At 59.9% G+C, this 24780-nt stretch carries 21 protein-coding genes; 12 read left to right on the forward strand and 9 right to left on the reverse strand.

Features of this window, described 5'->3' with window-relative positions; all coding sequences use genetic code 11:
• Positions 1–226: 226 nt before the first annotated feature.
• From lpdA to AC1RKI_RS07385, 3 genes are all read right to left on the reverse strand, one after another.
• Entirely contained in the window at positions 227–2020 is a 1794-nt protein-coding gene (gene lpdA / locus AC1RKI_RS07375) for a dihydrolipoyl dehydrogenase (RefSeq protein ID WP_144198152.1), read from the reverse strand.
• A 180-nt stretch (positions 2021–2200) separates the two neighbouring features.
• A complete protein-coding gene (gene mmsA / locus AC1RKI_RS07380; protein ID WP_222104623.1) occupies positions 2201–3733 on the reverse strand; it encodes a CoA-acylating methylmalonate-semialdehyde dehydrogenase in 1533 nt (510 codons plus the stop codon).
• A 94-nt stretch (positions 3734–3827) separates the two neighbouring features.
• A complete protein-coding gene (locus AC1RKI_RS07385; protein ID WP_227460934.1) occupies positions 3828–5171 on the reverse strand; it encodes an MFS transporter in 1344 nt (447 codons plus the stop codon).
• A gap of 500 nt (positions 5172–5671) precedes the next feature.
• Here AC1RKI_RS07385 and AC1RKI_RS07390 point away from each other — a divergent pair, with 500 nt between their 5' ends.
• Positions 5672–6472 (forward strand): IclR family transcriptional regulator, encoded by an 801-nt coding sequence (locus tag AC1RKI_RS07390; protein WP_144198154.1) that lies wholly within the window; start codon positions 5672–5674, stop codon positions 6470–6472.
• A 160-nt stretch (positions 6473–6632) separates the two neighbouring features.
• On the forward strand, positions 6633–7490 hold the full coding sequence (locus AC1RKI_RS07395; protein ID WP_144198155.1) for an IclR family transcriptional regulator: 858 nt from the start codon (positions 6633–6635) through the stop codon (positions 7488–7490).
• A 57-nt stretch (positions 7491–7547) separates the two neighbouring features.
• Here the strand turns inward: AC1RKI_RS07395 and AC1RKI_RS07400 are convergent, their stop codons facing one another.
• The gene (locus AC1RKI_RS07400) at positions 7548–8522 is read right to left on the reverse strand and encodes a Bug family tripartite tricarboxylate transporter substrate binding protein (RefSeq protein ID WP_160473969.1); all 975 of its coding nucleotides are present in this window, start codon (positions 8520–8522) and stop codon (positions 7548–7550) included.
• Between the two features lie 263 nt (positions 8523–8785).
• Between AC1RKI_RS07400 and AC1RKI_RS07405 the strand changes: the two genes are divergently transcribed.
• On the forward strand, positions 8786–9877 hold the full coding sequence (locus AC1RKI_RS07405; protein WP_144198157.1) for a YeiH family protein: 1092 nt from the start codon (positions 8786–8788) through the stop codon (positions 9875–9877).
• A gap of 237 nt (positions 9878–10114) precedes the next feature.
• On the opposite strand, the gene AC1RKI_RS07410 is transcribed toward AC1RKI_RS07405, so the two are convergent.
• Positions 10115–10543 carry a nuclear transport factor 2 family protein gene (locus tag AC1RKI_RS07410; RefSeq protein WP_144198158.1) on the reverse strand — a complete coding sequence of 143 codons (429 nt, stop codon included), beginning with the start codon at positions 10541–10543 and terminating at the stop codon, positions 10115–10117.
• A 485-nt stretch (positions 10544–11028) separates the two neighbouring features.
• Here AC1RKI_RS07410 and AC1RKI_RS07415 point away from each other — a divergent pair, with 485 nt between their 5' ends.
• From AC1RKI_RS07415 to AC1RKI_RS07455, 9 genes are all read left to right on the forward strand, one after another.
• Complete coding sequence (locus tag AC1RKI_RS07415; protein ID WP_144198159.1) at positions 11029–12705, forward strand: GMC family oxidoreductase; 1677 nt, start codon at positions 11029–11031, stop codon at positions 12703–12705.
• 81 nt (positions 12706–12786) lie between these two features.
• The gene (gene betC / locus AC1RKI_RS07420; RefSeq protein WP_160473968.1) at positions 12787–14385 is read left to right on the forward strand and encodes a choline-sulfatase; all 1599 of its coding nucleotides are present in this window, start codon (positions 12787–12789) and stop codon (positions 14383–14385) included.
• A 72-nt stretch (positions 14386–14457) separates the two neighbouring features.
• Positions 14458–15744 (forward strand): tetratricopeptide repeat protein, encoded by a 1287-nt coding sequence (locus AC1RKI_RS07425; protein ID WP_144198161.1) that lies wholly within the window; start codon positions 14458–14460, stop codon positions 15742–15744.
• Between the two features lie 216 nt (positions 15745–15960).
• Positions 15961–16929 (forward strand): Bug family tripartite tricarboxylate transporter substrate binding protein, encoded by a 969-nt coding sequence (locus AC1RKI_RS07430; RefSeq protein ID WP_144198162.1) that lies wholly within the window; start codon positions 15961–15963, stop codon positions 16927–16929.
• Positions 16930–17014: 85 nt separating this feature from the next.
• Positions 17015–17359: a carboxymuconolactone decarboxylase family protein gene (locus AC1RKI_RS07435; RefSeq protein ID WP_144198163.1), complete on the forward strand. Its 345-nt coding sequence runs from the start codon at positions 17015–17017 to the stop codon at positions 17357–17359.
• Between the two features lie 126 nt (positions 17360–17485).
• On the forward strand, positions 17486–17848 hold the full coding sequence (locus tag AC1RKI_RS07440) for a YidH family protein (protein ID WP_144198164.1): 363 nt from the start codon (positions 17486–17488) through the stop codon (positions 17846–17848).
• Positions 17845–18162, forward strand: coding sequence for a DUF202 domain-containing protein (locus AC1RKI_RS07445; protein WP_144198165.1), 318 nt, complete (start codon positions 17845–17847; stop codon positions 18160–18162). The genes AC1RKI_RS07440 and AC1RKI_RS07445 overlap by 4 nt, the downstream gene beginning before the upstream one ends.
• A 33-nt stretch (positions 18163–18195) precedes the next feature.
• Positions 18196–19149 carry an AAA family ATPase gene (locus AC1RKI_RS07450; protein WP_144198166.1) on the forward strand — a complete coding sequence of 318 codons (954 nt, stop codon included), beginning with the start codon at positions 18196–18198 and terminating at the stop codon, positions 19147–19149.
• A gap of 14 nt (positions 19150–19163) precedes the next feature.
• Positions 19164–20888, forward strand: coding sequence for a cobaltochelatase CobT-related protein (locus AC1RKI_RS07455; RefSeq protein ID WP_144198167.1), 1725 nt, complete (start codon positions 19164–19166; stop codon positions 20886–20888).
• A gap of 108 nt (positions 20889–20996) precedes the next feature.
• On the opposite strand, the gene AC1RKI_RS07460 is transcribed toward AC1RKI_RS07455, so the two are convergent.
• From AC1RKI_RS07460 to pta, 4 genes are all read right to left on the reverse strand, one after another.
• Positions 20997–21758 (reverse strand): sulfite exporter TauE/SafE family protein, encoded by a 762-nt coding sequence (locus AC1RKI_RS07460; RefSeq protein WP_144198168.1) that lies wholly within the window; start codon positions 21756–21758, stop codon positions 20997–20999.
• A gap of 4 nt (positions 21759–21762) precedes the next feature.
• Positions 21763–22596, reverse strand: coding sequence for an IclR family transcriptional regulator (locus AC1RKI_RS07465; RefSeq protein ID WP_144198169.1), 834 nt, complete (start codon positions 22594–22596; stop codon positions 21763–21765).
• Between the two features lie 14 nt (positions 22597–22610).
• A complete protein-coding gene (locus AC1RKI_RS07470) occupies positions 22611–23678 on the reverse strand; it encodes a 2-aminoethylphosphonate aminotransferase (RefSeq protein ID WP_144198170.1) in 1068 nt (355 codons plus the stop codon).
• Positions 23679–23745: 67 nt separating this feature from the next.
• Complete coding sequence (gene pta / locus AC1RKI_RS07475; protein WP_144198171.1) at positions 23746–24774, reverse strand: phosphate acetyltransferase; 1029 nt, start codon at positions 24772–24774, stop codon at positions 23746–23748.
• Between the last annotated feature and the right edge of the window lie 6 nt (positions 24775–24780).

The following is a 24780-nucleotide window of genomic DNA, read 5'->3' on the forward strand; positions in this document are numbered from 1 at the left end:
AGACTGTCCATTCCAACGGACAGCACGGAGGAACAGTGTGACGTGCGATTCCGCGACAAGACGAACGAGGAGCGACCGTGTGTGGCAATCCAGAAGTCGCTGCACGGGCTGCAGTGCTTCCGGAGCCTTCAGGGCCGCTGGCTGACAGAAACTCACGTTGATTGGCGAGTTCCCGGTTGCCACGCCGGTGCATAGCCAGTATGCACCGGCGTGAGCTATTGACGCGCTAACTCACAATTTTGCGATCATCGATCGGTATGGGTGTGGAGGCGTTTGCACCCTTTACTCCATCGAGCGCCAAGGTTGCCGCTTCCTTGAGGCATTCGGACAGAGACGGGTGAGGATGGACGGCGTGCGCCAATTCTTCGGCAGTGGCCTGCAGTTCCATGGCGAGCGCTGCTTCTGCAATCAGATCAGACGCATTTGGTGCCACGATGTGTACACCCAGGATCTCCCCAGTCCTCGCGTCGGCATAAACACTCACGAAACCATCGGTAGAGCCGATGCCCTGCGCGCGGCCGTTCGTCTTCAACAGCACTGAGCCGGTTGTATAGTCGCGCTTTTGATCGATGAGCTCTGCCTCTGTCTTGCCGACCCACGCAATCTCGGGGCTGGTATAGATTACTGAGGGGATTGCGTTCAGATCGACGAGGCGCTTCTTCCCTGCAATACGCTCCGCAACGGCGGTACCCTCGGCTTCGGCCTTGTGGGCCAGCATCGGGCCACGCACCACGTCGCCGATTGCCCAGATGCCAGGCACCTTGGTCTGGCAGTGGTCGTCGACTTCGATGACGCCGCGCTGATCCACGCCCAGGCCAACCGCTTCCAGGCCCAGGTTGTCGGTGTTCGGCACGCGGCCGACTGACACGATCAGCCGATCGACTTCCAGCGTCTGGTCCTTGCCGTCCTTGTCGGTGTAGGCAACGGTGACGTTGTCCTTGCCGGTCTTGACTTCGTTGACCTTGACGCTCAGGTTGAACTTCAGGCCCTGCTTGGTCAGCAGCTTCTGGGCTTCGTTGGCCACGCCTTCGTCGGCGGCGCCCAGGAATGCGGGCAGCGCTTCGAGCACGGTCACGTCGGCGCCCAGGCGGCGCCACACCGAACCGAGCTCCAGGCCGATCACGCCGGCGCCGATCACGCCCAGCTTCTTCGGCACCGTCTCAAACTTCAGCGCGCCTTCGTTGTCGCTGATCAGCTTGTTGTCGACGGCGATGCCCGGCAGGTGGCGGGCCTTCGAGCCCGTGGCGATGATGACCTGCTTGGCGGTCAGCGTTTCGCCGTTCACTTCGACCTGGAAGCCTTCGGCTGCCTTGCCGGCGAACTTGCCGTAGCCCTTGAACAGGGTCACCTTGTTCTTGCGGAACAGGAACTCGATGCCCTTCGTCATCTTGCCGACGATGTCGTCCTTGCGCTTGAGCATCTTGGCCACGTCGACCTTGACGTCACCCACGGTGATGCCGTGGTCGGCCAGGTGGTGCGAGGCGTTTTCGAACTCTTCGGACGAAGCCAGCAGCGCCTTGGACGGGATGCAGCCCACGTTCAGGCAGGTGCCGCCCAGGCGGGCTTCGCCCTTGGGATCGTCATAGGCGTTGCCTTCCAGGCAGGCCACGTTTAGACCCAGTTGGGCGGCACGAATAGCCGCGATGTAGCCGCCGGGGCCGGCGCCGATCACCATTACATCAAATCTCCCTTCGCTGGCTTCTTCGATGTTCACTGGGAACAACGAAACGTTGGAGAAATCACGTTCAGAAATTGAATCGGCGGCGGCGATAGAGTTCGCAGCCGACGCCATGGTGCCGAGCACTTCGTTGGGCCTAACAAGATCACCGGCTGCCCGATCGATGCTCAGCAAAACGCCGTCGGTTGGGGAAAGGATCTCGATGACGGTCTTCTCAGTCTCCACTTCGACGAGAATCTGATCACGGGCGACTTCCTCGCCGACGTTGACTCTCCAGCTAAGCAGGGTTGCGCCCTGGTCGAGGTCGCCGTTGTTTGGGACAGTTACGTCGATTGTTGTCATGGCTTAGAGTTGGACCTACGGTTGCTGATTGCAGCTCTTTCGCGACACCTGATTCCGTCGCGGTGCTGGGCCAGCGAGTGAGGGCGGTGCGGTCAAGTACGCTGACGCACAAGAGGACAGCGTATGGAAAAAGAGGGGCGGTGCAGAAGCAGCGCCCCTCCTTACTGCTTACGAGACTAGTTAGCTCGCAACGCAGCTACGAACCGCACCGTTACCTGCGTTACCCGCTGCGGCAGGCTTGGCTCCGGGTTCGACGATGCGTACAGTTGCGACCTTGTTCTGCGTGAAAAAGTCGATCGCATCCTTGCCCTGAACCTTGTTGTTGCCGACCAGGGAACCCTTGATGCCACCGAACGGCAAGTACGGGTGCGGAGCACAGATCCCAACATTCACGCCAACCATGCCGACGTCAGCTTCGGAGATGAACTTTTCGGTGTAATAGGTGTTCTGCGTGAAGATGCAGGCGCCATTGCCCAGCTTATGCTTGCGGATGGCGTCGAGAGCTGAATCGATGCAACCGATCTTGATGACGCTCAGTACCGGCCCGAAGATCTCTTCACGAGCGATCTGCATGCACGGCGTAACATTCGTGAAGATCGTGGGGCCAACGAAATAGCCTTCCTTGTTGCCTTCGGAAACCGACGGATTCCGGCCGTCGAGTGCCAGCGTGGCGCCCTCGGCTACGCCAATGTCAACGTACCGTTCGATGCGTTCCTTGGCCTTTGCGGAGATTACCGGACCCATAAAGACCTCGGGATCGGTCGCATCGCCTACGCGGACGCCCTTCGATGCGGCCACAAGACGTTCAACGAATTCGTCGTAGATTTCTGGAACGACGGCAATGTTCGACACCGCCAGGCAGCGCTGGCCGGCCGAGCCGTAGCCCGACATCAGCACGTTCTCGATGAGAAGGTCCATCGGCGCGTCTTCCATTGCGAGCAGGAAGTTCTTGGCGCCGCCGAGCAGCATGGTCTTCTTGCCGTTACGGCCGCAGCCTGCGGCAATGGCTTGGGCGGTTGGCGTGGAGCCCACCAGGCAAACGCCGGAGACATTGTCGTCGTCATACCAGGCTTCGACGGTCTCGCGCTCGCCGTGCACCACGTTGACCACACCCTTCGGAAGGCCGATATCCACGAGAAGTTGCATCATCTTCTGCATGAACAGCGGCGATTCCGTGGACGGCTTGTAGACGAAGGTGTTTCCGGTGCCGATTGCGAAGGGGATAAACCAGCCAAAGACCAGCGCCGGGAAGTTGAACGGGGCAACGCCACAGAAAACCCCGATCGGGGCCTTAATCACGCGGCCATTGATGTTGTTTGCGATGCCCTGGATCGTCTCACCTTGAATCAGCGCAGGAATCGCGCACGCCATCTGAACGATCTCGATGACACGGCCGACCTCACCTCGCGCCTCAGCGATGTGCTTACCTTGGTCGACGGCAACGGCCTGGGCAAGGGCTTCCAGATTGTCCTTCAGGGCCTGATGCATGAGGTGGATGTAGTTCATGCGCTTCGGCAGAGGCATGGCTTTCCAGGCGGGGAACGCAGCCGCGGCCGCGGCAACCGCGCGACGGGACGTCTCGGGCGAGGAAATCGGCACCTCACCGATGACCTGGCCGGTGGAAGGGTTACGGAGCGGGACATACTGTCCACCGACCTCGTCTTCCCACTCGCCATTGATATGGTTCTGAATACGGATGGCTTGAGAGTTCACTTTCATTCCTCGTGTGGTTGGTTCTAAAACTGGCTATGAATTGCTGGGGAAAATGGACCGGGTGCTGGACGGCCCGACGGGAGACGATTGGCGGTTACCCCATTCGAACTGCCGATCGTTGCCCTTGATCGATGACGTCGGACCGCTGGGCACCTTGCTGAAACCTGTCGATATCCTGCTTGGGGCGAATCAAGAAGATGGCTGTGAGGCCGCCCAAGAGAATCAATGTGCCGGCAAAGGCGAAGCCGGAGCGAAAACCCGCATACGTGTCCACGCCAATATCCACTGCGTGTCCCATGACCCACGGTGCGCCGATGCCAGCCAACGTATAGACGGCGTTGTTGATGCCGAGCATTGCACCCCGTTGCGTGGAAGGGCTGATTTCTGCAATGAGCGCTGCGCCAAGGTTGATCATGACGCTGCCGGTAGCGAAGCTCCCGATGATCAGCAGGATCTGCAAGAGGCCACCATCGATACGGGAAAGCCCAATCATGGAAAGGCCTGAGACCATGACGCAGCTACCGCCGAGCAAGCCTCTGGCGGCCCGACTGCTCCATCCACGTGCCAGGAGACGCTGTGAAGCAAAGCCTATAGACGGCGCCAGGAAGATCTGCGCCACGGAGGGCAGGGCCACAATCCAGCCTGCCTGCGTGGCCGAATATCCAACGCCCTTTACCAGAAACACCGGTAGCCAAATCACCGCCAGTGTGAGCGCCCAGTACGCAGAGAACGAACCCAGCATTGAGCCGACAGCGGTGCGACAGGTCAGGAGCTTGCGATAGGGGATTCGCGGAAGTTCATTGCATCCCACTCCACCTGCGCGGGTCCCACAACCTGTGCCTTCCTTGCCGAACACCAGCCAGAAAACGAGCCAGACCAGGCCGACCACGCCGAGAAAACCGAAGGCGGCGTGCCAGTCGTAGCTGACGATGATCCACGTCAGGAGCGGCGCCGAGATGCCTGTGCCGAGGACTGATCCGATACCGACTAGTGCGGAAGGAAAAGTCCGCTGCTTGTCGGAGAACCACTTGTATACGGCGTGTAGCGCGACTGGGTAGGCTGGACCTTCGCCCGCGCCGAGGATGACCCGATTGGCGATAAGCATCGGCAGGGTCACCGCGCCGATCATCGGGAGCTGGACAATGGCCCAAAGCAAGGCCATTGAGGCGATAACCACCTTGCTCGACACGCGATTGGCGATGAATCCACCAAGGATGGCGGAAATGGAGAAGAGCAAAAAGAAAGAGCTGCCTACGCGGCCAAACTCCTCGTGGGTGAGATTGAGCTCCTTGATGATCGGCACCGCGGCTAGGCCAATGATCGCCTTGTCAGCGAAGTTGATCATCATGAAAACGGAAAGCAGGGCTACGACGACCCATGCTTGCCGAGGGGGGCGTTGTTCGAGTGATTCCGGGACTGATGCCTTGCCAGTTGCCACGAGTTGTCTCCAGTGCTGTCCTGTCGCCCGTTCATCTTTGTGAATGGGACCATTGGTCTTTTTTGTGAATGTTATAAGCCAAAACAATGGAACGCAACGTTTCATTTCTAGGGTTTACCCTTTATAAATGAGCTCACGGCAACCACAGAGTGTCCTGACGAGGACTCTGCGCCGCTTTAGTGGCGAAAGTTCGGGTAAACGGTAATGAATGGAACGAAATGTTCCACTATGCTTGAGTGTGTGGGCGCGTAAGCGCAAACTCTGTCCCCAAAAGCGAGGTCCAGCGATGCTTCGACATTTCAGTCGGTGGCGGGAAGTACTGCGGCGGCTTGGTGCCTTCAGGGTGGCGTCCCGGCACTGGTTAATGCTCATCTATCACGCGTCTGCAACCTGCGCGATCCAGTGGGTTATCGACGATTCGCATTCCGCGGCGCACGACGAACCGTCTCGGAGGTCGCCCTGGTGGGGGACCTAGCAACGCGCGAACCCGCAGGATCTTTATGGCTTATTGCGAACAAACTGAGAATGGCAACTCGTCCCAAGACGGAAGTCTTGTGCCAAACGCGACTTCCGCCGATTACACCCTGCGCATCCTGGGTCTCGTCGCAGGTGCTAGTCGCGGCGCCACTGCCGTAGAGCTTTCCAGCCACCTCGCGCTGTCGAAGTCCACCATTGAACGAATCTGTAGTGGCCTCGTGACACAGGGCTACCTTGCGCGAGACTTGGCGGACGGCCACTATGTTCGGGGCCCGGCGCTTCGGCGTCTGGCGCTGAATGCACTCAATCGACGGGAACTCCGGGCCAAACGACAAAGCGTTCTGATGGAACTCGTCGCTGAGGTAGGGGAGAGCAGCAATTTCACTACCTTGGACGGCGCAAGTGTGCTTTACCTGGATCGCGTGGAGGCGCCGTGGCCTTGGCGCCTGACTCTTGAGCCAGGTGCAAAGGTCCCATTGCATTGCACGGCAAGCGGCAAGCTTTTTTTGGCCCTGATGCCGCATGGACGGCGTGAACAACTGATGGCGCAAAGCTGCATGGACGCGCTCACGCCGGCCACCATCGTCTCGCTCGAGGCACTGCGACGTGAGTGTGCGGAGATCGCCGGATACGGATATGCGCTGGATCGTGAGGAGTTTGTCCCCGGCCTGGTTGCGATTGCTGTTCCAGTCCTAGACGCGGCAGGAAAGGTCTGGGGGGCCATATCCGTTCATGGTCCCGCGGTCCGCATGACCGCCACGGATGCTGTGGCCAAATTGCCGGCGCTCCATCGTGCCGCGAAACAGATGGCGGATCTGCTGTGAACCCTGCGTAATAGTTGATAGCGAATCCGCCCGTGATACCATTTATTCAACATTGGAGCGTCCTGACCCGTTGAAATGGAACGATTTCATCGCACGGGTCCAGTGGACGGTACTCGACGGGCGGGATGGGCCTGCCCCCTCAGTTCACCAAGACCAAGCCATGGAAACTCAACGAATCGGTCGGAACACGAAACCTAAGAAATTGAATGGGAGGGTTTCGGCGCCCGCCAAGAACACGCCCGCGGCTGACGCTGCCGTATCGGGCGCACCGTCGCTTGGCGGTGCCATGGCCGACCGAACGCTGAGGCTGCTGCATGCTGTAGCGGGGGCCAGCCGTGCGATGACCTTGGCGGATCTTGTCGCAGAGCTGGGCCTGCCGAAGGCGACCACCCATCGATTGTGTGCGCAGCTCCTCGCGAGTGGATACCTTGCGCGGGATGTTGATGAGCGATTCTATGTGGTGGGCCCAACGCTCCGTCGGCTTGCACTCGATACCCTGAACCACGACGGATTGCGAGGACTTCGCCACGAGGTTCTCGCCTCTCTGGTACAAGAGGTCGGTGAGACATGCAATTTCACCACGCTGGATGGCGCCAGCGTGATGTATCTGGATCGCGTGGAAGCCCCGTGGCCTTGGCGCCTGACGCTTGATGCGGGAGCTCATGTACCTCTCCACTGCACCGCCAGCGGCAAGTTGTTCCTGGGGTTGATGGCGCCGGCTCAGCGAGAGGCACTGTTGGCCCAGTTGCCATTGGAACCGCTTACGCCGACTAGCATCACGTCTACGCAAGCTTTGCGCACAGAGTGCGAGAAGATCGCCGTCAATGGGTATGCATTGGATCAGGAGGAATTCATTCCTGGCTTGGTGGCTATTGCCGTACCTGTGCTTGACGGACAAGGGATCGCGAGGGCCGCAATCTCCGTTCATGCGCCATCGGCACGCATGAACGTCGAATCCGCAATTGGTAAGCTGCCCGCCTTGCGCGAAGCCGCGGCAAGAATGCGAGGCCTTCTGTAGATTCCAGGACGCCGGTACCACACAAATGGTACCGGTCTTCACGATGCGTGGTTGTCGCTACTCGACCACGATGCCTGCTGTCTTGATCAGCGCGGCGTAAGTCTTGATGTCACTGTCAAGGCGCGTCTTCAGATCTTCTGCGCCACTAATCCGCAGATCTGCTCCCTGTTGGCGTATCGCTTCGGCGGTAGCCGGTGTTCGCATCTTGCTCAACGCGGCTTGCAGTCGGTCCAGGATGGGCTTCGGCGTGCCAGCCGGTGCCATGAGTCCGTACCATGCCCCTGCTTCGTAGCCGGCAACGCCCGATTCCGCAATCGTGGGAATGTTGGGCAGTACCGGCCACCGCGACTTGCTTGCAACGGCCAGGATTTTCACCTTCCCGGCGTCATACGCACCGCGCACTGCGGCGAGGTGGGAAAACACAATGGGAACATGTCCGGCGATCACATCTGCCATCGCAGGACTGGCGCCTTTATAGGAGATGTTCCGGATCTGCACACCCGCCATGCGATTGAACATTTCCGCGGCAAGGTGCGCAGGGCTGCCTGGACCTGCGGAGGCGTAAGCCAAGCCGCCCGGATCGCTTTTGGCCGCTTTGATCAGATCGGCGACGGTATTCGCCTTGAAATCACGATTGACCACCAGGCAGTTCGGCACGTCGGCAATGATCGAGATTGGCGTCAGATCGCGGGTCGGGCTATAGGTCAGCTTGGGAAAGAGCGTGACGTTCACGGCGTTCGTGCTACTCGCCAAGAGCAAGGTGTAGCCGTCCGGGGCTGCTTTGGCGACAGAGTCCGACCCGATATTGGTCCCAGCTCCCGGCTTGTTTTCCACGACAACGGGTGTGCCCAGCTCCGTGGACAGAACGCGACCAATGTAGCGACCCAAATAGTCAGAAATGGCTCCCGCAGGGTAGGGCACAACTAGCTTGATGGGCTTCGAGGGCCAAGCTGCCTGGGCGTTTCCGAGTTCGGGGAAAAGTGCGCACGTGGTGCTGCCTGCGATCGCCAGCATGGCGCGTCGTCGATTCATGATGCCTTGTCTCCATTTTTGTTTGTGCGGGCGAGTACCGGCAAATGCTCGTCCGTGGACAGGATCATATCTCGGATGAAGTGGAACGAAAAGGACCAAAAAGAAATGAACATAGCCAGTAATAGGTACAATATGTTCCATAACATGGTGGTGCGATGACGTCAAATCGGGATTTTGGGTAAGACTTAGCGATATATCCAGTTTTACTGGTCAAGTGGCGGCGCTTAGGCTGACAACACAACTGTCATTCTCTGAGCTCTCCTATGTCGACTGCGCCGGCCCCTTCCACTGCTTCATCCATCGCCCCTCCGTCGGGATTGACCCTATGGCGGCAGCGCATCCTGACGCTGATTCCGTTGGCCGCAATCGCGTGGCTCGCGCAATCGTTGGCGAACCATCCGACCATTTCGGGATACGGTCTCTCGGCGTTGACGCTTGCCATTGGCGCGGGCATGGTGGCAGCTAACACCATGCCCAAGGAGTGGCTTATGCCACTGGCGCCGGGGATGCAATTTGCCCGGCACTACCTGCTGCGCTGGGGTGTTGCCCTCTATGGGCTTCGCCTGACGTTTGGCGCGATTGCGGCCCTTGGGGTCGGTGGTGTGGTCCTGCCACTGGCGATGCTTGTTGGAACCCTGATTGTCGGAACCTGGCTAGGATCCAGCGTGTTGGGTCTGAGTCGGCGTGAAGCCATACTGGTGAGCGCCGGGAGCGCGGTGTGTGGTGCAGCGGCAGCAATTGCGGTGTCGTCCGTCGTGAGGACCAATGACCGGCAAACCGCAGTGGCGGTCGCGACGGTCGTGCTGTTTGGTACTGCGGGAATGTTCCTTTACCCTTGGATGTATGAACTGCTGACCCAGCACTGGCACCTGGCCATTAGCGAGAAGAGCTTCGGCATTTTTACTGGTGCAACGCTGCATGAAGTTGCCCAGGTGATCGCGGCAGGCAAGATGGTGAGCGACGCCACGGCCGATGCGGCTGTCGTCACCAAGATGGTCCGGGTGCTGGCATTGGCGCCGCTGCTGCTAGTCATGGCGCTCTGGCCGAAGACCAGTTGGTCGCAGGAATCCAGCGACTCGCGAAATCTGCGGGGCCTGCTTAAGTCGGTCCCCTGGTTCGCGATCGCATTCGTCGCCGTGATGGGTGTGAATTCCGCTGAGTTGGTACCGTCGGCCTGGAAACCCGGGCTGACAGCGCTGGACAACTGGATGCTCGCCTGTGCGATGCTGGCCATTGGGCTGCAAACACGCATTGGTGATCTCCTCCGCGCGGGACGAGCGCCATTGGTACTCGCGGGTCTGCTGTTCGTCTTTCTTATGGTGGCCGGTGCGGCGCTCGGCATGCTCCTCGTCTGAACCTGCCTGAAGGAGTAGACGACTACTGGGCAGCGGGATAGCCGGCATCGCACTTCACGATATGCAGTCTCGTGTAGCGCCCCACGCTTCGTGGGGCGCTCAGCATTGCGCGCCATGTTCGCCTCGAACGCGGCGGTCGGCGAGACGCAAAGGGCTCGCCCAAGGCCGTCGAGCCCTTTGCCTCGGCCTCGCCGAGAGCAGGTGGCAGAACGCTGCCACCTCGCTACATCCGAATCTTCAGTACGTGGCCGGACCCAGCTTCGGGTCGATTTGCCACGTTTCGCTGACGATCTTGTTGTCGCGATACGTCAGCACGTAGCGGACTTTAATAGGCTGCTTGCCCTGAAACGTGACATTGGCCGTCACGCTAGAACCCTTCGGATTCGAGGCTTCCTCGACCTTGTCCACCGCGACCTTCATGGTGCCCTGAGACTTGGTGAATTTTTCCCAGACTTGGCGAATGGCGTCGACGCCTGTATAGGTCCCGTCCAAAGGCCCACCGACCCAGACGAAGTGCGCTGCGTCTGCGTAGCCGTGCATCACCGCTGCGACATCTCCTGCAGCGATAGCTTGAAAGTGGGTCTGGGCGTCGGAAGCCGCGGGCGCAGCGACTGCGCTCAATGCCGTGAATGCCATTGCCGATGCGACGAAAATTCTCTTGAACATATGGGTCTCCATGAGAGGTTTGCGATGGACTGCAAAGCGGTAAACCTTTTCACGAACCGATTTATTCCACTGTGCCTCGCACATTTGCGCTGACCCGGACGAGTTGGTAGTGCCGACGCTCCGACGGGTCGTCAATGCTTCGGTGCGCGGCACCAATACCTGCCCGCCGCGGAGGCGCTAGGCACTCCGGGTTGCGCGATCCTGGGAAAGGGTTGAGTTCATCCGCGCCGTGCCGCCAGTTCGGCGATCCACTGAATGCCGGCGCGCATTGCAGCGACATCCCGGGAGCGGTGAGTGGTCCGCATTTGGCACCCAACGATGTGCGTTTTGGAACTCTCCCGCCCGATGCATGCTGGCTTCGAGGGTTAACCCCTGTACTGTTCCGGCTTCATGAGGGTAGATATTTAGAAATGGAACGTTGCGTTCCAAATAAACATTGTCTAAGATGCTTTCACTACGATCACAACACGACAGGCGAGTGAGACATGTCTGAAGAATTCGATTTCATCATTGTGGGAGCCGGCTCCGCGGGAGCCACGCTCGCAGCGCGTTTGACTGAAAACCCCAATACGCGCGTGCTTCTGCTGGAAGCGGGTCCGCCAGACAAGTCGATGTGGATTCATCTCCCGATCGGTTACGGCAAGACGATGTGGGATTCGCGTGTCAACTGGCGCTTCGAAACGGAGCCGGATCCGGGCATGAATAACCGACGGATCTACTGGCCGCGCGGAAAGACGCTCGGTGGTTCAAGCTCGATCAATGGTCTGATCTATATCCGGGGGCAACGCGAGGATTACGACCTGTGGTCGGCGCTCGGCAATGAGGGATGGTCTTTCGACGAAGTTCTGCCGTACTTCCGGAAGTCGGAAGGCAACCAGCGTGGCGCGAGCATGTATCACGGTGGCGAAGGCCCGCTCAAGATTTCGGATGTGGGCAAGAAGCACGAACTGATCGAGGCATTCATTGCGGGGGCAGAACAGACGGGTGTTCCGCGCAACGACGACTTCAACGGCGCGACCCAAGAGGGCGCTGGGTACTATCAGCTCACAACCGATCGTGGCCGCCGCTGCAGCACGGCGCGCGCCTTTCTGACGCCGGCACGGAACCGCCCGAACCTTTGCGTCGAAACGGAAGCTCAGGCGACTGGACTGATCTATGAGGGACGCCGGGTCGTTGGCGTGAACTATATGCAGGCCGGGGTCAGGCGCTCGGCTCGCTGCCGCGCCGAGGTGCTGCTGGCAGCGGGTGCCATTCAGTCACCGCAACTGTTGCAATTGTCGGGTATTGGCCCGAAGGATCTGCTCGCAAAGTTCGGGATTCCCGTCGTGCAGGATCTGAAGGGCGTTGGCGAAAACTTGCAGGATCACCTGCAGGTACGGCTCTACTACGAATGCACCAAGCCGATCACCACGAACGACGAACTCAATTCCTGGATCGGCAAGGCCAAGATTGGTCTGCAGTGGCTGCTATATCGCAGCGGTCCGCTGGCAGTGGGTATCAACCAAGGCGGTTGCTTTATGCGTGCTCTCAAGGATGAGCACGGTCGGCCGGTGGCTGCCACACCCGACATCCAGTTTCACGTCTCCACACTGTCTGCTGACATGGCCGGCGGGAAAGTTCATCCGTTCTCTGGCTTCACACTGTCGATCTGCCAACTGCGCCCCGAATCGAAGGGCTACGTGCGGATCTCTTCGCCGGACCCGTTGGCCGCGCCAGAAATGCAGGGGTACTACCTTGCGACGGAGCTCGATCAACGGACGACCATTGCTGGCGTCCGGGCCGCTCGGGAAATCGCCAATTCGGCGGCAATGCGTCCGTATGTAAAGCGCGAGTTCAAGCCTGGCCCGGAGACCAACTCTGACGAGGAACTGCTGGAGTTCTGCAGGAACCACGGCGCGACCATCTTTCATCCGATTGGCACGGCAAAGATGGGAACCGACGACATGTCGGTGGTCGATTCACGCCTGAGGGTGCACGGCGTCCAGGGCCTGCGCGTAGTCGACTGTTCGGTGATGCCGACACTTGTGTCCGGCAATACGAATGCCCCAGCCATCATGGTGGCGGAGAAGGCCGCCGACATCATTCGCGAAGACTATAGCGGTAAGGGAACGGGCCGGTCCCGAAGCATCAATACAGGGAAAACCATGGAGATTGTCTCGTAGTTGTTCCCTCCCCATTAGGTCCAGAATTAACCTGCTACATCCGAAACCCAAAACATGCTATCCACGAAAGGAGACACTGGAATGCGCCGCCCGAATATTATTCTGTTCATGGCCGACCAATTGACCGCCAACGCGCTGACGGCGTATGGCAACGACGTGGTCAAGGCACCGAATATTGCTGCGCTGAGCGAGCAGGGTGTCACGTTCAAGAACGCGTATACCAACTCGCCGATCTGCGCACCGTCGCGTTACGCCATGCTTAGCGGTTGTCTGCCGTGGAGCATCGATGCATTCGACAATGCTGCGGAGTTGACGGCGTCCACGCCGACGCTGCTGCATTACCTGCGTCGTCTCGGCTATGCGACGACCCTCTCCGGCAAGATGCACTTCGTCGGGCCGGATCAGCTCCATGGGTACCAGGAGCGGCTGGTCACGGATATCTATCCTGCTGACTTTGCATGGGTGCCGGACTGGAAAGCCGGCCCCCGCAATGCACCGACCGGCATCAACATGCGTGCCGTAGTCGAGGCGGGACCTTGCTTCCGCAGCCTGCAGCTCGACTACGATGAAGAAACCACCTTCATGGCGAATCAGAAGATCTATGATCTGGCGCGCCAATCCCGTGACAAGCCGTTCTTCCTCACGGTGTCTCTGACACACCCCCACTCGCCGTTCACCGCATCGCAGGAACACTGGGACCGCTACGATCACGATGAGATCGATATGCCGAAAGTCGGCCCCATTCCGCTCGACCAGCTTGATACGCATAGCAAGTGGCTCTACTACTCGCATGGCCGCGATCGCCTCAAGGTCACGGATGAACATACGAAGAATGCTCGTCACGCGTACTACGCCATGATCAGCTATGTGGACGACAAGCTTGGCGAGATGATGAAGATTCTGAAGCAGACGAAGCTTCTGGAAGACACCATCATCGTGTTCACGGCCGATCACGGCGACATGATGGGTGAGCGCGGCATGTGGTTCAAGCAGACGTTCTTTGAGAACGCCACCCGGATTCCTCTCATTATCGGCGGCCCCGGCCTGCCCAAGGCCAAGGTAGTCGAGAAGAACGTCTCGCTCGTGGACTTGATGCCGACCCTGATGTCGGTTGCCGACGACGGAAAGGTCGACACCGTCACCGAGATCGATGGCCGCGATATGACTGGCCTGATGACCGGCACGGGAACCGGCTGGAGCGACCGGGCTTTCTCGGAGTACAGCGACATGGGCGTCTGCGCCCCTTGCCGTATGGTGCGCGAAGGGAGCTTCAAGTACACCTACACGCACGGGCACGAATCCATGCTTTTCGATCTGGAATCGGATCCGAACGAGCAGAAGAACCTGTGCGGCGATCCGGAATTTTCCGAAATCGAGCGCCGTATGCATGACACGGTGCTCGAAGGATGGTGTCCCGATGCCCTCAACGAGCGCGTGCTGCGCAGTCAAGCCTCGCGACAACTGCTGTGGTCGCTGGTGAAGAACGAGAAGCGCGACAACTGGTCGTTCGAGTTCCGCCACGGTGACAAGTCGCGCTACGTGCGGGGTGGTGGCGATGCGGAAGGAACCAACGCCGTCAAGGGGCGCGCGCGTTTCCCCTACTACGAGCCGGTCGTTCAGGCTGAGCCCAAGCCGCTCACCGACGAGGAGGCGAGCCTGATTCCTAATGCCAAGCGCTAGGCGATAGACGTCAGATGGGCGTCGGCCGCGCCGGGCGCGGCCGACAGTTCGGTACAGATTAGTGTGACTTCCATGTTCGACAATCAAGACCTCGCAATCACCGTAGAGAACTCCACCGCCCTGGCCGCTTACAACCAGGCGATGTCAGACCTTCTGGAGTATCGGCTGACGGCCATGCCCAGCGTCAAGCATGCGTTGGAGATCGAACCATCATTCTGTATGGCCCATTGTCTGCGTGGCTACATGCTGATGATGTACAGCAGCTTCAACGTGTACGACAACGCCAGTGTCGCGCTGGAGAATGCAAAGCGATGCGCTCAGAATGCGTCGCTACGGGAGCAGCGACACGTCCGGGCGCTTGAATTCTGGCGGCTGGGAGACCTGCATTCCGCCTGCGCGCAGTGGCAGCAGATCCTGATCGACCATCCGCATGACATTCTCGCGCTGCGTTTGCACCACTTCGTGAGCTTTTGGATGGGGCGAACCGAAGTCCTTCAATCGGTGCCGGCTGCAGCGCTTCCGGCATGGACGCCGGAAATGCCCAACTACGGCAACGTCCTGGGCATGTTGGCCTTCGGTTTGCAGGAGAACGGTCACTTCACCATGGCGGAGGAATACGGGCGAGATGCCGTGGCGCGCTGTCCGGACGACCTGTGGGCCGTGCATGCAGTCGCGCACGTGTTCGAGATGCAGGGCCGCCATGCGGAAGGGCGCGAATGGTTCGCGGTACCCCTCGACAAGTGGGACGACCGCAATCCGTTTCGCGGTCATCTCTGGTGGCATCTCGGTCTCTTCACGCTGGAGGCGGGCGATATCGAGTCGGCCTTGGCGCTCTACGACAAGGCCATCTACACCGGCGACTCGGACTTCTACCTGGACATTCAGAATGCCGCGTCTTTCCTGGCGCGCGTCGAATTCAAGGGCGCCAAAGTCGGCGCGCGTTGGAAGCTCCTCGCAGACTATGCAGAAGCGCATCGCGATGACCATGCATTGGTCTTCACCGATCTGCATTCCGTGATGTCGCTTGCCCGGGAGCGGCGATTCGGCGCGGCCAGAGCCCACATTCAGTCGATGAAAGACTATGCAAGCGACAGCGATATGCATGTTGCCCAAGCGATTCGACGTGTAGGCTTGGACGCATGCGAAGGCATTCTTGCTTTTGAGGAAGGGGAGTTCGATAAGTGCCTCTCCCTGATCCATAAGCTTCGTCCGCTGCTGCAGGAGGTGGGGGCAAGCCACGCCCAGCGCGACATCGTTGTGCAATATGCCAACGAAGCAGCCAGACGCTCGGATGCACAACGGACCCTCGCCTGGCTGGCAAACCAACAAGACTTCGACAGCCGCCTCGCCCAGTCGTAGTCCATCGCGAGGCGATGATTCATCGGGACATCGCCTCGCTAGATACGTGCATCAACTATCGCTAGTCCTGCCAACCTATTTCATCGGGTTGGTGAGCGAAACGTCATTGCTCGGCGCGCCGACAGCGAACTCGCGCCGCATCAGAATCGACTTATGTAGACATCCAGCGTGAATGTGAAAGAGCGCCCACAGAGGCGCCTTTACCGGAGACAAGACATGCTCAAGAAAATCGCCCTTGCCGCAGTGATGTTCTGCGGGGCAGCCGTCTGTACGGGTGCCATGGCACAAACAAAATGGCCGGAAAAGCCAATCCGAATGATTGTTCCGTGGGCCCCTGGTGGCGTGGCGGACGTGCTCGGGAGGCAGGCGGCGCGTGTGATTTCGGCCAGCGTCGGGCAGCCGGTGGTGGTGGAGAACAAGCCCGGCGCGGGATCGAACATTGGTGCGGACTTGGTCGCGAAGTCCAAGCCGGACGGCTACACGCTGCTCTTTGCGAGCAGCACGAATGCCATCAACATGACGCTGTTCCCCAAAATATCATACGACGTTCAAAAGGACTTGGCGCCGGTGGCGGTGCTGTTTTCAGTGCCCAATGCGTTGGTGGTCAACAACGCATTCCCGGCTAAGACCGTGACGGAGTTCATTAGTTACGCCAAGTCCCAAGCGGATGGCATTGCCTATGCAACGCCTGGCCCGGGTAGCCCGGCACACTTGGCCGGGGAGCAGTTCGGACGGATGACCGGCATAAAGATGCGGCATGTCGGTTATCAGGGCGGCACCCCTGCAATGTCGGATGTGATGGCGGGACACGTGCCGGTCGCATTCATGAACCTGACGGCCATCCAGCCTGCCGTGGAGTCGGGCAAGGTTCGGGTATTGGCGGTAGGCAGCGCCAAGCGGGTACCGTCGCTGCCGAATGTGCCGACGTTGGCCGAGTCAGGGGTTACGGGTTTTGAATCCACGTCGTGGATGGGGCTTATGGCGCCCGCCGGCACGCCGCCACAGGTGATCGAGCGTATTCAGCAGGCCCTCGCTGGCATGCAGGCACCAGCCGTCCTGGAGTTCGCGCGAAAACAGGGCGCGGAACCGGCGGTTTCCACGCCCGACCAAATGCGCGCGATCCTCAAGGCCGATGTGGCCAACTACGGCAAGGTTATCCGACAGGCTGGAATCTCTGCCGAGTAACGCGACACGCTCCTCGGAGCACCCCCTCCATCGGTTTCCAACGTGCGATCGTGGAGTTTTTACCCCAACCATAGAAGGTAGACAAATGCTGCAAGACTGGATCGAATCGTTCAAGAAGAACAAGCAGGCGGGCGCAGCCCTTGCCAAGGCCGCGCCGAAGCTGATGGCTGCGTATCAAGGATTCAACGCTAGCCAAAACGGCAACGGCGCTCTGGATCCGAAAACGCGGGAATTGATCGCGCTCGCGGTTGCTGTGACGACGCGTTGCGATGCGTGTATCGCCGCGCATGCCAACGCCGCCAAGAACGCCGGCGTCACCGAAGCGGAGATTGCAGACGCACTGGGTACGGCGATGGCGCTGAACACTGGCGCGGCTTACGTCTACTCCGTCCGTGCTTTCGAGGCGTATCAGCAATTTTCCGCGCAGTGATTGAGGGGCGGCGATAGGTCTTGTCATGGGTATCCAGGTTGCCATGACGGGCTTCATTGCCGCGTTTTCGTGAATCTCTGTTGATCTCTTCCTCTTATCGAAGCGAACTACATTAGTAGGAAATCAATGCAGCGCAATGATCAAAACGTGCCGTGGTATCGGGAGGGGCAAGACCCAGACTATCGGTTCTCCCTTGCCAATGAACGTACGTTCCTGGCGTGGGTACGCACGGTGCTGGCGCTTCTCGCTACCGTCGTGGTGATCGAGCAGATCGCCACACACGCCGTTAATCCGGCTCCCCTTAAGATGCTGTGCGTTGCGTTGTCACTGACTGCATGCATTGCCGGTGGGGCCTGTTACTTCCGTTGGAAGGCAAATGAAGTTGCCATGCGCCATGCCCGAAGTCTTCCTTCCAGCATTCTCCAGTCGCTGCTCGGCACGGCAATTTTTTGCGTCAGCGTGACAGTCACGGTGCTGTTGAGCATATGAGGGATCCAGGAGTGCAGCCAGAGCGGACATCGCTCGCTTGGGGGCGAACAGGCTGGGCGAGCGCCGTCATAGCCGTGGGCTGTGCACGGGCGGCTGTAAGTGGGCAGAGCACCTTCCGGGCGCTGGCGATCCTGGTCGGAGTTGCAAGCCTTGCCGTTGCGCTGGCTTGCGGATTCAGAGGAAGAGAACTGAAAGCGAAGGGTATGCGGGCTCGGCCACGACCGTTGGTCATGATCTGGATCAGTGCGTGGCTGACGCTACTCTCGGCATTCGTTGCCCTATATGTGAGTCATCTGCCGCGGGTCGCCTTGTAGAGCTCGGGCGTCGTACGCTCGAAGGAGAAACTGATGGAAAGGCCGGATCTGAAGCTTTCAGTGCGCGATACGTTCGGGATTGAATCGAGCCTTACGGTACCGGCCTTTAGCGAGCGAGACGATCACGTGCCGGAGATCGATCCGGTCTATCGCTTCGATCCGGAGGTCACTCTCGCAATTCTGGCGGGATTTTCGAATAATCGTCGAGTCATGGTCCAGGGCTTGCACGGTACCGGCAAGTCGACGCACATCGAGCAGGTGGCAGCCCGGTTGAACTGGCCCTGCGTGCGGGTCAACCTTGACGGCCACATCAGCCGACTGGATCTGGTCGGCAAAGACACGATCGTGTTGCGGGACGGCCTGCAAGTCAGCGAATTCCAGGAAGGCATAGTTCCGTGGGCGCTTCAGCGCCCGGTGGCGTTGATCTTCGACGAGTACGATGCTGGCCGGCCGGACGTTATGTTTGTGATCCAGCGCATCCTTGAGCGAGAAGGGAAGTTCACGCTGCTGGATCAGAACCGCGTCATCCAGCCGCATCCGCTGTTCCGGATGTTTGCGACGAGTAACACAGTCGGGCTCGGCAACCTCAATGGCATGTATCAGGGCACGCAGCTACTGAACCATGCCCAGCTCGATCGATGGAGTGTTGTCGCCACGCTCGATTACCTGGAGCGCCAACAAGAGATCGATATTGTTGTGGCGCGCGTGCCGCAGTTCGCCACAGAGTCTGGTCGCGAACTTGTCGAATCCATGGTCGCGTTGGCAGAGCTGACCCGGAAGGGATTTGCCTCGGGAGACATTGCGGTGCTGATGTCGCCTCGCACTGTCATTACGTGGGCTGAGAACTGCGAGATCTTCCGTGACCCGCTGATGGCCTTCCGCTTGAGCTTTCTCAATAAATGCGATCCTGCCGAACGGCCAATTGTGGCCGAGTATTACCAGCGTTGCTTTGGCGTGGAGCTCGAGGATACGGGTGTCGTTGACTGACCCGGGCTACCGATATGATGTCAGAACGGCAGTCGACTCGCATCGAGCAGCAACGCACATTACTGTGTGCTGCAGCGGTACGTGCTTTGACCGGCGACGGCAGATTGCATTACCGTTCCGGACGCCTTTTTCGCGGGCATGCGGCGTTGCCAGCGCATGCGTTGACGGTCCAGGACGCATCGTCTGCGAAACGCGCGGTGCTACGGGGCGACGCGGATGCGCTTGCACTTCGGGAAAAATCCTCGGACAGAATCCTTCACCGAAGAGTTCGCCCCGTTGATCCGACCGCCAGAATGCTGTTTGAAGTCCTGGAACAGATTCGATGCGAATCTCTCGTCCCAATGAGCTTGCGTGGGGTCCGGCAGAATCTGCAACTCCGCTTCGAGTGCTGGTCCAACGAGGTCGTGAGGTCGAACCTTGCAGACAGTCAGTTCGGGATCCTGGTGTACACGGCGGTTCAGATCGCCTGGTCACGACTTCTCGGCTATCCCCTTACTTGTGAATCGGAAGATCTGATCGAAGCAACGCGCGCCGGCATCTCTCATCGCATTGGTGGCTCGCTCGCTGCAATGCGGCGCCACCGCGCTTCGCAGGCCCAGTTTGCGATCCATGCCAAGCAGTACGCCGAGGCGGTAGCTGGGATGATGGAGGAGGAGTTTCGTGGCAGTGCAAACCGTGATGGTAGCGATCAGACTACTAGCTACGCTGCGGCGAGGGCCATTCTTGCCGTCGAGTCGGATAGTGACGTCGAGAACCTGAATCCGATCGAAACCGTGGACACTGGATTGAGTAAGGTATTCGATGCGTCCGCCGACGGCTATCGCATCTATACCCGGGCTTACGATCGGGAGGTCAACGCTGGCTCCCTGGTACGGCGTCCACTACTAGCCGAGTTGCGGGCGCGGCTCGATCATCAGATCGCATCCCAGCACATCAACGTCGGCAAGCTGTCGCGGCTGATGCTCCACCTGTTTTCGACGCCGAGACGGGACGGATGGTCAGATGGGGAAGAGTCGGGGCGCATAGATGGACGTCGATTGCCCCAGATCGTCTGTTCTCCTGGGGAGCGCCGGGTATTTCGGCGCGATCTGGACGTGCCGCGCCCAGATTGCGCAATGACTTTCCTCGTCGATTGCTCCGGTTCGATGAAGCAGCATGGCGCGAACGTTGCCGTCATGGTTGATGTCTTCTCCAGAACACTTGATCAATTGGGCGTGACCAATGAGGTCCTAGGATTTACAACCGGTGACTGGAATGGAGGTAAGGCGCGTCGCGACTGGATGGCGGCCGGCCGGCAGTCGCACCCTGGCCGACTCAACGAAACTTGCCACTTGGTTTTCAAGGATGCGGCTAGTGGCTGGAGGCGGTCGCGAAGCGATATTGCGGCATTAATGAAGGCGGATCTTTTTCGGGAGGGCGTGGACGGGGAAGCGGTGGAGTGGGCGTGCGGCCGGCTCCTGGCTCGGCCTGAAACGAGGCGTTTCCTAATGGTCATCTCAGACGGCAGTCCGATGGATTGCGCCACAGGGCAGGCGAATGACGCCTACTACCTCGACAATCATCTGAGGGCGGTGGTGAGTGCGCACGAACAGAAGCGCGATGTGCGCATCATGGCCCTTGGCGTTGGTCTGGATTTAGGCCCGTACTATCGACATAACCTTCCTGTAGATCTGACCGAGGTGCCTGGCATGAAGCTGTTGCAGGAGATTGTGCAATGGATGGGACGAGCGCTGGGCTAAGGTGCCGGCCGGCGTTCGGCCACGTTGGCTTGGGGAAAAGCTACCCCTGTGGAGGGCAAGGAATGGAGTTCCTGCGCGCACGGCCGCGTTCGGACGCCGATCGAAAGTTCAGTTGAACACCGAAAGGACGGTTGGAAGCATGAGGTCGGCCCCAATGAGCATGAGTACGCCATAGGCGAGCCGTCGCGACGCCTTCAGTGACAAGGGTGGTGGCCAGGCGCGGGCAATCAGCGTGGCGAGCGCGACGACGGGGACCGCCACCAATGCTAGTGTCAGAGTCTCCCGGGAAATTTGACCTTGCCATGCATTGAACGCGGTCCGGGTCGACGAGGTGACAGTGAAGATGAAAATCAACGCGCAGCGGATCCCGACGAGCGGAAACGGCTGGCGATAGAACTGGAAGATCAGCGGCGGACCCGAAACACCAAACATTCCGCTCAGTACACCGCCGAAGACCCCGCTCATCAGGAAGCTTCCATTGCTTGATCTCTCTTGCAATGGCGCGGGACGAAACGCTGCCGTTATTCCACCATACATGACCACGGCGCCCAGAACAAAGTGAAGCATTCCGGAGGCAGCACGGCTCAAGTACTCCAGTGCCAGCACGCCTATGACTACGGATGGAAGGATGCCGATAGTAGCAAACGCCACGGCGCGCCAATCAATGTGGTGCAGTTTGCCGGGCAGAGCCATTGCGCTGTTTGCGAGTGTCACAAGGCTCGCCAGCATCGCGATGGTGGCCACCGGCGCAAGATGAAGACCGCTGGCGGCGCCCACAGCGATCATGCCCAAACCGAATCCGGTGATGGTCTGGAAGTAGCTCGCCGCCGCCATCACCGCCAAGATGGGAAGTGCTGCCTCTAAAGTCATCGTCCTAGAACGTATTCGCCAACTCGGCGGCCGCACGCTGCAATCGGGGCACGAGCGACAAGGATCGTGATAGCGGAGATCGCACGGCGGGGGCATGGACGGCAAGGGCGGCAAGGACTTGGCCATCTGCATCGTAGATCGGGACGGCGACACAGGATATGCCTGCGATGAACTCTTCGTCATCGACGCCGATTTGCTGCTCGACGCAGCGCTCGAGTTCAGCCTCCAGGCGGCCCATGTCCGTGATGGTATTGGCCGTGAAGCGGTCCAGTCGCAACTGTTGCATGAGCGCGGTGCGTTGATTCCGGGGGAGCGCCGATAGCAGTAATTTCCCGCTGGCCGAACAATGCAAGGGCACACGGGAACCCGGTTGCAGGTCCAGGCGCAACGGCCAGGGTGCCTCGATCCTGTCAAGATACAGGATCGAGCTCTCGTGGAGCACGGTGACGTTGACGGTCTCCCCGATATCCTCGACCAACTTTGTCAACACCGCGTGGCGGAGTTGTTTGGGGCCTGATCGCGTGACGATCGCCAATCCGAGTCGCGCCAGCCGCGGCCCGACCGTATAGATATTGCGCGGGCCGGGCTCGCGCACCACGAGACCGCCTGCCACCAACGCAGAGAGCATCCGGTGCAGGGAGGCCTTGGGGGCATCGAAACCCTGGAGGATCTCCGCGGGACTGAGCGGCCGATCGGCTGCTACGAGAAATTCGAGCAGTGACAGCGCGCGCAATGTTGGCGTTTCCCTTTCAAAGGAAAGCTCCGGGGAAGGAGGGGTGAACGCCAGGTCCTGCTTGCCCGGTCGATGCGATGGTTCGGGGAGATTTATCGCCGTCATAGCGCGCTTCTGGTCTATTTGAGCAAAGTGGATTCGAATGCTGCGATTAGCCTATCGGCGTCCCCGGTTTCGAGGGCCCCCATGGTTGAGATCCTGAACAGCGTCTTGGATAGATCGCCCTGGCCTGCATAGATCACAAAACCGCGCGCTTTCAGTGCATGATGGAGGTGGACATATTCCAGACCGATTGGAAGTGCATAGGCACGTAGAACCACCGAGCTCATGGACTGTGGCAGCAGCTCTCGGACGCCCAGGGCAGTCAGGCCGCGGCGCACCTGGCCCGCCAACGCACCATAACGGTGATGCCGTGCCGTCCATCCACCTTCGTCACTGTGCTCGCGGAGGGCTTCCACCAGCGCGTAAAGGGCGTGCACGGCCGGCGTGAAAGGGGTGTTGCGCTGGTCCTGTAATTTGGCATGACGCAACACGTCGAGGTAGTAGGTGCGGCTTGTCGCGCTCGCGAGGGCCGTTCGGCGTGCAATGACGAAGGCAATCCCCGGGACGCCGTGCAGGCACTTATTGGCGGTGGCGGCGACGGCGTCGATGCTGCCACTGAAATCGATCGCCTCCGCGCCGAAGCTGCTGACGGCATCGACAAGAAGCCGCACGCCATGCGCCTGACACAGGCTGTCGATGGCCAGGAGGTCGTTCAGGCGGCCCGTGGTGGTTTCGTGATGGATCACGGCCACGTGCGTGATGCCCTTGTCTGAATGGAGCGCAGCCTCAATGCGTCCGATGTCCGGCGCGTCCATCCAGGCGTGTTTCACAATAATGTGCGGGATCTGGTATTGCGCGGCAATCTGCGCGATGCGTTCGCCGTATACACCGTTCTGTACGATCAACAGCTTGCCGCCCGCCGGCACAAGGCCGGCGATCATGCTTTCTACGGCGGCCGTGCCGGATCCCGTCAGCAGCACCGAGGCCCATTCATCGCTGTGGAGTCCGTACACGCCGCCGATACGCTGCCTGGCCTCATCCTGGAGGTCGAAAAACTCGCTCTCGCGGTGGCAAAGATCCGGCTGCAGGAGACTACGGCGAACACGCTGGGACAGTGTGACGGGACCGGGGTTGAGAAGCAGCATGGGTGATCCGGGTAATGATCGGGTTGGAAAAGCTGGCCTCTTCCTGTGGAGAAGCCAGCCGGAAAGATCAAAGGGACACTTCGATGGATGCCAGGCGCTTTGCGGCCTGTGCTTGGACGACGGTCACCGCAATGACGTGAAACACGTCGTCCGCACTGCATCCGCGCGACAGATCGTTGGCTGGCTTGCGAAGGCCTTGGAGTAGCGGTCCGATGGCCTTCGCGCCGCCCACGCGTTCCGCGAGCTTGTAGCCGATGTTGCCGGCCTCGAGGCTGGGAAAGACCAGGACATTGGCATGGCCTTGAACTTGGGAGTGGGCAATCTTCTTCGCCGCGATCTCCGCGACGATGGCTGCATCGAGCTGCACGTCGCCGTCGATGGCCAGCGCTGGCCGCCGTTGGCGGACCATCTCGGTCGCCCGGACCACCTTGTCGACGGCAGGGTGATGTGCGCTGCCGCTGGTTGAGAAGGAGAGCATCGCCACGCGTGGCTCCTCCAGCAACAGGGTTGACGCACTATCTGCGCCAGCCATCGCGATTTCGGCGAGCTGACAATCATCGGGGTCGATCACCAGACCGCAATCGGTAAAGATGACGCCGCCTTTGACCGTATGAAACGGTTCGCAGAGCATCATGATGAAAAAGCTGGAAACCAGCTTGCACGCGGGGTCGAGGCCGATCAACTGAATGGCGCTGCGAACGACGTCTGCCGTGGTGTGCTCGGCACCAGAAACAGAGCCATCCGCATGCCCCATCCGCACCAGCATGTTGGCAAAGCATAGAGGCTTGCGGACCTCCGTCGCGGCGGTGCCGCGCGACATCCCTTTTGCCTCACGCAGGCGGAAAAGTTCCTCCGCGAAGGGTTCGGCAAACTCGGCGCCCTCCGGGTCGAAGAGCGTGATGCCGCGGAGGTCGACGCTGGCGTCGTCGGCGCTTGCGGTAATCCTGTGGCGATCGCCCACCAGAATGGGATGGGCGACGCCTTCGGCTATCGCGCGCTGCGCGGCAAGAAGAACCCTGGGATCTTCCGCTTCGCAGAGCGCGATGCGTTGGGGATCCGCACGGGCACGATCGATAATCCGGTGAATCGCTTTCATGATGGA

It is taken from the genome of Cupriavidus sp. GW822-FHT06G04 (assembly GCF_058799075.1).